Origin of the sequence: Bacillus sp. F56, from assembly GCF_001748205.1 — a bacterium.
GTDB classification, from domain to species: domain Bacteria; phylum Bacillota; class Bacilli; order Bacillales; family Bacillaceae; genus Bacillus; species Bacillus stercoris.
On record NZ_BDFC01000014.1, the window covers coordinates 52,474 to 59,602 of the forward strand.

Genomic DNA, 7,129 nt, shown 5'->3' on the forward strand with positions numbered 1-7,129 from the left:
CAGGTGTATAATATTTTCTTGACAGAGTCTGCATAAAGTTATAAGATATCATATGGTATGTATTTCAACCCCACGATAAGCCCCGGAACTTATTGTGTTGTGAAATAGAACGTAATCGAAGTTTATTGAAAATGACAGATCATTTAGGAGGGAAATTCAATGCGTACAACACCTATGGCTAACGCAAGTACTATTGAACGCAAGTGGTTAGTTGTTGATGCTGCTGGCAAGACTTTAGGTCGTCTTTCTTCAGAAGTTGCAGCTATCCTTCGCGGAAAACACAAACCAACTTACACACCACACGTTGATACTGGAGATCATGTGATCATCATCAACGCTGAAAAAATCGAGTTAACTGGTAAAAAGTTAACTGACAAAATCTACTACCGTCACACTCAACATCCAGGCGGATTAAAATCAAGAACTGCTCTTGAAATGCGTACAAACTACCCTGAGAAAATGCTTGAGCTTGCTATCAAAGGCATGCTTCCAAAAGGTTCTCTAGGTCGTCAAATGTTCAAAAAATTGAACGTATACCGTGGTTCTGAGCATCCACACGAAGCACAAAAACCTGAAGTTTACGAACTTCGCGGTTAATTAAAAAGGAGGTTACCAATTTGGCACAGGTTCAATATTACGGTACTGGCCGTCGTAAAAGCTCTGTAGCGCGTGTGCGTTTAGTTCCAGGAGAAGGCCGTATCGTCGTTAATAATCGTGAAATCAGCGAACACATCCCATCTGCAGCTTTAATCGAAGATATCAAACAACCATTAACTTTGACTGAAACAGCTGGCACTTATGATGTTTTAGTAAACGTACATGGAGGCGGCTTATCTGGTCAAGCTGGAGCAATCCGTCACGGTATCGCTCGTGCATTGCTTGAAGCAGATCCAGAATACCGTACAACTCTTAAACGTGCAGGTCTTCTGACTCGTGACGCTCGTATGAAAGAACGTAAAAAATACGGTCTTAAAGGCGCTCGTCGTGCACCTCAGTTCTCAAAACGTTAATTTTGCGTTTTCAAAAAAGCTCTCGACCTTGTGTTGGGAGCTTTTTTCTTTTATTAGATCCGCAACAAAAAATGGACGAATGACGTTTATAAACAAATTGCTTGCTTATAAACGGTCTCACTTGTAATAATCATAATATCTTTCATTTCATAATCATTTATTGAATTCGAAATGTGGTCATTGTTTATAATCGTTACGTCGCCAGCTCAGCCCATTCTATCCCTGTCACTCATCCGTCCTAAAGTTAACTGCAATTTCTCATCTATTTCTTAACCCAGAGGAACAATAGCTCTTTGCTAATGACATTATTTAAAGAAGTAAGTGTAAATGTAATGACGTAAATCACATATCTCCTTTGTGATTTTTTTGCGTTTTTATGAACTTTTTTCTAAATATGCAAAGGGAAAGCGTTATCAATCTAGAAATATTTGTTATACTCTATACATTAAAGTAAGGAGAAGATTCATGAATGCGTTAGTAGCTCATAATAGCAAAGCCTGGGATAAAAAAGTAGAAACAGGCAATGAATGGACTGTTGCTGTTGATCAGCAGGTTATCGAACAAGCGAAAAAAGGCAATTGGGATATAAGAGTAACACCAATGAAAGATGTACCGAAGGATTGGTTTCCGCCTGTCAAAGGTCTGAAAATACTCTGTTTAGCATCAGGCGGCGGCCAGCAAGGTCCAATTTTGGCAGCTGCGGGGGCGGATGTCACCGTATTAGATAACTCCGAAAAACAGCTGAATCAGGATAGAATGGTTGCTGAGCGAGATGGCCTCACAATACACACTGTCAAAGGAAGCATGGATGATCTCAGTGTATTTAATAATGAATCATTTGATATCATTGTACATCCTGTTGCCAATGTTTTTGTTGAGAATGTCCTCCCGGTCTGGATGGAAGCACACCGTGTATTGAAAAGAAATGGCGTACTAATCTCAGGGTTTGTCAATCCTGTCGTATTTCTGTTTGATGTAGAATTAGAACAGCAAGGTATTTTAAAAGTAAAGCACTCCATTCCATATGCTGACCCAGAAGATCTTCCGAAACATAAAGTGAAAAAACTAATCGATAATAATGAGGCTCTGGAATTCGGCCATTCCTTAGAAGACCAAATCAAAGGCCAAATAGATGCCGGTTTTATCGTCACTGGTTTTTATGAAGATAAAGGCGGGTTTGTGTTAGATCAATATATCCATACATATTCTGCAACAAGAAGCGTGAAAGTATGAAAAGCAGCGTCCTGTCAGAGGGGCTGCTTTTTTTATAACTAATTACAGAACGTTTGTTCCAATCCCCTTCGGAAAGCTGCCTTTTTATCGATTCACACCTTCATTTGGGCGAATTTCCAACCGAATTCGGGCATTGTTTCATCATCCAAACCCCAAAATAATCGGTAAAAGGAGAGTGAATTTATATGGCAGAAGTACTGTCTTTTATGGATGTGAAACGGCAAAAGGATTTTGAATTAGAAAAGAACTTGCTCAAAGAACTCTCTCTGAGACAAATTATCCAGTCTGTTAAGGAATGTTTGGAACCATTATTCCCTTTTTTACATGATGAACGAGATATAATTAGCGAAGGCTGTATTGATTTTGCGATTGAAGCCTATTTGTTAGGCGGACGTTTTGGGATATTCGGCTATTACGGAGAATCCATGCAAAGTATCAGTGCCCGCTCTGCAAGAGAAGAAGAAGAGCTTCGAATGGAGTTTTTTGATTATCTCTATAATTGGATACACGAGCAATACGCAACATTTGATAAAAACACTGTTTATGAAGCGGCACGCAAGTTCATTAAAGATTGGTGGACAGCAGGGTTTGTTCAAAGAGAAAAACAGTGTAAGCTTCGCATGCGGTAATCATATTTCCCGGCCCTGTCCCATAGTTATGTAATAACGGACAAGCGGGAGGGGAAGGGATGAGGAAAAAGCTTAAATGGCTCAGTTTTTTGCTAGGCTTCATCGTATTACTATTTCTGTTCAAGTATCAGTTCAGCAATAACGATTCTTGGAAGCCGTGGAGCCTGCCCTTGAGCGGGAAAATCATTTACCTAGATCCAGGGCATGGCGGGCCTGACGGCGGAGCAGTCGGCGGAAAGCTGTTAGAGAAGGATGTTACCCTGGAAGTCGCGTTTAGAGTCAGGGATTATCTACAAGAACAAGGAGCGCTTGTGATCATGACCAGAGAAAGTGATACTGATCTCGCTCCTGAAGGAACGAAGGGTTATAGCAGACGAAAAGCGGAAGACCTAAGACAGCGGGTCAAATTAATAAATCATTCAGAGGCAGAGCTCTATATCAGCATTCATCTCAATGCAATTCCGTCGCAAAAATGGAGCGGAGCCCAAAGCTTTTATTACGGAAAATATGCGGAAAATGAAAAAGTCGCAAAATACATTCAGGATGAGCTGAGAAGAAACCTGGAAAACACAACCCGGAAAGCAAAGCGGATTCATGGTATCTACTTAATGCAAAACGTCACTAAACCGGGGGCGCTTATAGAAGTCGGATTTTTATCCAATCCAAGTGAAGCAACGCTGCTCGGTAAACCGAAATATCAAGACAAAGTGGCATCTTCCATATATAAAGGCATTTTGCGATATTTCACAGAAAAAGGAGACCCTCCGGAGTAAGGAGGGTTTACTTGCAGTTCTAAGCATAAGACACCCGCCATTTATGTATGATATAATAATAATTGTAAACGAATACACAAAAGGGTGAGGTTCGATGATAAGAGAAGATGAAGTAAGAAAACTAGTCGGAGAAATGCGCGAACCTTTTCTTCAAAGACCTCTGGGAGAATTGGATGCCGTTAAGGAAATTAAAATAAAGCCAGAAAAACGGCATGTCAGTGTAAAAATCGCTCTTGCAAAAACAGGAACTGCAGAACAAATGCAGATTCAGCAAGAGATCGTAAACGCATTAAAAGGCGCAGGAGCTGAGACGGTCGGCCTTCGATTTGAAGAGCTGCCTGAAGAAACGGTTGCTAAATTCCGAGCGCCGTCAGCTGAGAAAAAAACATTATTAAATATGGATAACCCGCCAGTCTTTCTTGCTGTAGCAAGCGGAAAAGGCGGCGTAGGCAAGTCAACTGTGTCAGTAAACCTAGCTATTTCTTTGGCTCGCCTTGGGAAAAAGGTCGGTTTAATTGATGCGGATATTTATGGCTTCAGTGTTCCGGATATGATGGGTATCACTGTGCGTCCAACGGTTGAGGGAGAGAAACTTCTTCCTGTTGAGCGCTTCGGAGTAAAAGTCATGTCAATGGGCTTTTTCGTAGAAGAAAATGCTCCGGTCGTATGGAGAGGGCCGATGCTTGGCAAAATGCTGAATAACTTTTTCCACGAAGTAGAGTGGGGAGAAGTAGACTATATCGTTCTTGATCTTCCGCCTGGTACAGGGGACGTTGCTCTCGATGTACATACAATGCTTCCGAGCTGCAAAGAAGTCATCGTATCGACGCCGCATCCGACAGCTGCTTTTGTCGCGGCCAGAGCGGGCTCTATGGCGATTAAAACCGATCATGAGGTCGTAGGGGTCATAGAGAACATGGCCTATTATGAAAGTGCAAAGACAGGGGAAAGAGAATATGTCTTTGGTAAAGGCGGGGGAGATAAACTGGCTGAGGAACTAAATGTACCTTTGCTGGGCAGAATCCCATTGAAGCAGCCCGATTGGGATAAGGACCAATTTGCGCCGTCTGTTTATGACGAAAATCATCCCATCGGAGAAATATATCAAGACATCGCAAAAAAAATAGATGCAAAAATGTCAGTGCAAGTATAAAAAAGTGAACCGGGATTCCAGATCCCGGCTTTCCCTTTATTCACTTTCTTTGGCAGTGTCTTTTGCTGCTTTTTTCAGTTCATCTTCGAACTGTTTTTTGTAAAGCGGACTAGAAAGTGTTTCGTTAATAACCTCTTCTAAATAACTGCGGAATTCTTGGCTTTTTGCCAGCTGACTGTACTTTTTATCCATACCAGGATCCTGCATAACGTTCATCAGCATCTTTTGGTAATCTGGATCCTTCATCAGCTTTTTAATAACCTTTTCATGCTCTGTCTGAAGAGTTTTGGCAAAGCCCTCAGCAAAATCAGTGTCTTCAAAGATGTTTTTCCAAAATTCTTCGCCTTTTTTAGATGTGAGTGTTTTTTCTATTGTTCCTTTAATCGCATCTTGGTCAATCACCAGCGCTTCATTCATGGCATCATCATTTAATAATTCCTTAATGGCTTTTTTTCCATCATCAGTTTTTAATATATCAACAACCATTTTTTTGGTCTGATCATAGTCCATATCCGCTGCTTGGTCTTTTGGAGCGCAAGCTGTTACAGATAATAACAAAAAACAGCTTATCAATAGCGTTTTGGCTTTTGACATGCTTAAGCTCCTTTCACATACTTGTCTTACCTTTAATATGATTCATCTGTTAGGAATTATACATAACAAAATATCGCTGTTCGCGATTTTTGAGGGGATGAATAAAGAAATGAAAAGCCGTGGTTTAGTTCGTTTTTTCTTTTCTATTTTAGCTGTCGGAGCGCTTATCACGAGTATTGTGGGTTTTGCTTTAAAATGGGGAGAATACAGAGGGCTGTTTCTAACATTTGAAGCGGGGCAGATTTTCTCTGTTTTATTTTGGTTTATCGGTGTAGGCATGATTTTCAGTGTGATCAGCCAAATGGGGTTTTTCGTGTTTTTAACAGTTCATCGGTTCGCGCTTGAGATATTAAGATCCTCATCTTTATGGAATTTGCTTCAGTTGTTTTTCATCCTGTTTGTTGCTTTTGATTTAATGTACGTGCGTTTTTTGTTTTTTGGAGAAAGCGGAGATTCAATGGCTGGCTATGCGTGGTTACCATTGTTTTTATTGATCTTTGGAGTGATTACAGCTTATATAAAGCAAAAGCAGTCCTCTAAGAAAACATTTGTGTCATCGTTGTTTTTGATGGTTGTGATTACCGCATTAGAGTGGTTCCCTGCATTAAGAGTAAATGATGAGGACTGGCTTTATTTAATGCTTTTTCCGTTAATGGCGTGTAATGCCTTCCAATTGTTGATGCTGCCTAAGTTTGCAGAGAAGTAATTACTTTACCTCTGCGGATTTGGCATCAGAATTTGCGATGAGATCACCCACGGTTACATTTTTTAATCCTTTTTCTTTCAGCTGATGGATGATATCAGGCAACGCTTCTTCTGTTTGTTTTGCCGAATCGGAGGCATGTAAAAGAATAATGTCTCCCCCGGACACTTGCTTGGTCACATTGTCGATGATTTTTTCAACTCCGGGATTTGTCCAGTCTTGAGAGTTCACACTGTAATGAACAACTGTATAATTGTATTGCTTTGCGACCTTTAGAACATTCTTATTGAATTGGCCGGTAGGAGGTCGTAATAGCTGGATGTCTTTGACTCCTAACTTTTCAAATGCTGTTTGCGCGCGATTTATGTCCTTTTTTATTTCGCTGCTCTCTAAATTGGCATAGTTTTTATAAGCATAGCCCATGCTCCCGATTTGATGGCCATCCTTTACGATACGGGCCACTGTGTCGGGATGCCGTTCTGCCCAAGAAGCTGAAAGGAAAAACGTCGCATTTTTAATCCCGTTTGCTTTCAGAGTATTAAGTATAGGTTCTGCTCTCTCATCACCCCAGCTGATATCGAAAGTAAGTGAAATATCTTTAGAGTCTGTTTCTCCTTTATAAATGGCTTTAGGCCCGGTGTCAGTTGAAAACACGGGGAGCGGGACAGCTCTTTGGATATAAAAAAAGCTGGCTGTTGCAAATGCGGCGATAAGTATAATAATTAATTGTTTCACCCGTTTAATATGCCACACATAGAAGTGATTCACTGATGATGCCTCCTTATCTTGTCCATCATTCTTGTTTTACATCTTATGAGCATGGCCAATTGAATATAACCGATAAAATGTTTCTTCACATATAGCCTAAATTGGTTGTTGACCTTTTGATAATATCCGTGGTATATTATTATTCGTCGCTGAGAAACAGCTGACATCAATTAAAAGCTTCATTAAATACTTTGAAAAAAGTTGTTGACTTAAAAGAGGCTAAATGTTATAGTAATAAAGCTGCTTCGTTAAGTGGCTGTAATGAT

General features: G+C 40.4%; 9 protein-coding genes. 7 read left to right on the plus strand and 2 right to left on the minus strand.

Going from position 1 to position 7,129, the window contains the following annotated elements; genetic code table 11:
• Window positions 1-159: 159 nt before the first annotated feature.
• The 6 genes from rplM to salA all read left to right on the plus strand — a co-directional run bounded on the left by rplM (window position 160) and on the right by salA (window position 4,798).
• A complete protein-coding gene (rplM, locus tag BFW96_RS20385) occupies window positions 160-597 on the plus strand; it encodes a 50S ribosomal protein L13 (RefSeq protein ID WP_003241966.1) in 438 nt (145 codons plus the stop codon).
• A 20-nt stretch (window positions 598-617) separates the two neighbouring features.
• On the plus strand, window positions 618-1,010 hold the full coding sequence (rpsI, locus tag BFW96_RS20390) for a 30S ribosomal protein S9 (protein ID WP_004399691.1): 393 nt from the start codon (window positions 618-620) through the stop codon (window positions 1,008-1,010).
• A gap of 465 nt (window positions 1,011-1,475) precedes the next feature.
• Window positions 1,476-2,243: a class I SAM-dependent methyltransferase gene (locus tag BFW96_RS20395; RefSeq protein WP_069148835.1), complete on the plus strand. Its 768-nt coding sequence runs from the start codon at window positions 1,476-1,478 to the stop codon at window positions 2,241-2,243.
• A 185-nt stretch (window positions 2,244-2,428) separates the two neighbouring features.
• On the plus strand, window positions 2,429-2,872 hold the full coding sequence (locus tag BFW96_RS20400; protein ID WP_069840421.1) for a YbaK family protein: 444 nt from the start codon (window positions 2,429-2,431) through the stop codon (window positions 2,870-2,872).
• 59 nt (window positions 2,873-2,931) lie between these two features.
• On the plus strand, window positions 2,932-3,645 hold the full coding sequence (cwlD, locus tag BFW96_RS20405; protein WP_014662544.1) for an N-acetylmuramoyl-L-alanine amidase CwlD: 714 nt from the start codon (window positions 2,932-2,934) through the stop codon (window positions 3,643-3,645).
• Between the two features lie 94 nt (window positions 3,646-3,739).
• Window positions 3,740-4,798, plus strand: coding sequence for an iron-sulfur carrier protein/transcriptional regulator SalA (gene salA / locus BFW96_RS20410; RefSeq protein ID WP_014662545.1), 1,059 nt, complete (start codon window positions 3,740-3,742; stop codon window positions 4,796-4,798).
• Window positions 4,799-4,834: 36 nt separating this feature from the next.
• Here the strand turns inward: salA and gerD are convergent, their stop codons facing one another.
• Window positions 4,835-5,392 carry a spore germination lipoprotein GerD gene (gerD, locus tag BFW96_RS20415; protein WP_014662546.1) on the minus strand — a complete coding sequence of 186 codons (558 nt, stop codon included), beginning with the start codon at window positions 5,390-5,392 and terminating at the stop codon, window positions 4,835-4,837.
• A 109-nt stretch (window positions 5,393-5,501) separates the two neighbouring features.
• Here gerD and kbaA point away from each other — a divergent pair, with 109 nt between their 5' ends.
• Window positions 5,502-6,098, plus strand: coding sequence for a KinB-signaling pathway activation protein (gene kbaA, locus BFW96_RS20420; RefSeq protein ID WP_069840422.1), 597 nt, complete (start codon window positions 5,502-5,504; stop codon window positions 6,096-6,098).
• On the opposite strand, the gene pdaB is transcribed toward kbaA, so the two are convergent.
• Entirely contained in the window at window positions 6,099-6,863 is a 765-nt protein-coding gene (gene pdaB, locus BFW96_RS20425) for a polysaccharide deacetylase family sporulation protein PdaB (protein ID WP_069840423.1), read from the minus strand.
• Window positions 6,864-7,129 lie beyond the last annotated feature (266 nt).

What these genes read in the sequence shown, in the direction of transcription:
- rplM (WP_003241966.1), top strand. Translation starts at nt 160, where the DNA reads ATGCGTACAACACCTATGGCTAACGCAAGTACTATTGAACGCAAGTGG.
- BFW96_RS20395 (WP_069148835.1), top strand. Translation starts at nt 1,476, where the DNA reads ATGAATGCGTTAGTAGCTCATAATAGCAAAGCCTGGGATAAAAAAGTA.
- BFW96_RS20400 (WP_069840421.1), top strand. Translation starts at nt 2,429, where the DNA reads ATGGCAGAAGTACTGTCTTTTATGGATGTGAAACGGCAAAAGGATTTT.
- cwlD (WP_014662544.1), top strand. Translation starts at nt 2,932, where the DNA reads ATGAGGAAAAAGCTTAAATGGCTCAGTTTTTTGCTAGGCTTCATCGTA.
- salA (WP_014662545.1), top strand. Translation starts at nt 3,740, where the DNA reads ATGATAAGAGAAGATGAAGTAAGAAAACTAGTCGGAGAAATGCGCGAA.
- gerD (WP_014662546.1), bottom strand. Translation starts at nt 5,392, where the DNA reads ATGTCAAAAGCCAAAACGCTATTGATAAGCTGTTTTTTGTTATTATCT.
- kbaA (WP_069840422.1), top strand. Translation starts at nt 5,502, where the DNA reads ATGAAAAGCCGTGGTTTAGTTCGTTTTTTCTTTTCTATTTTAGCTGTC.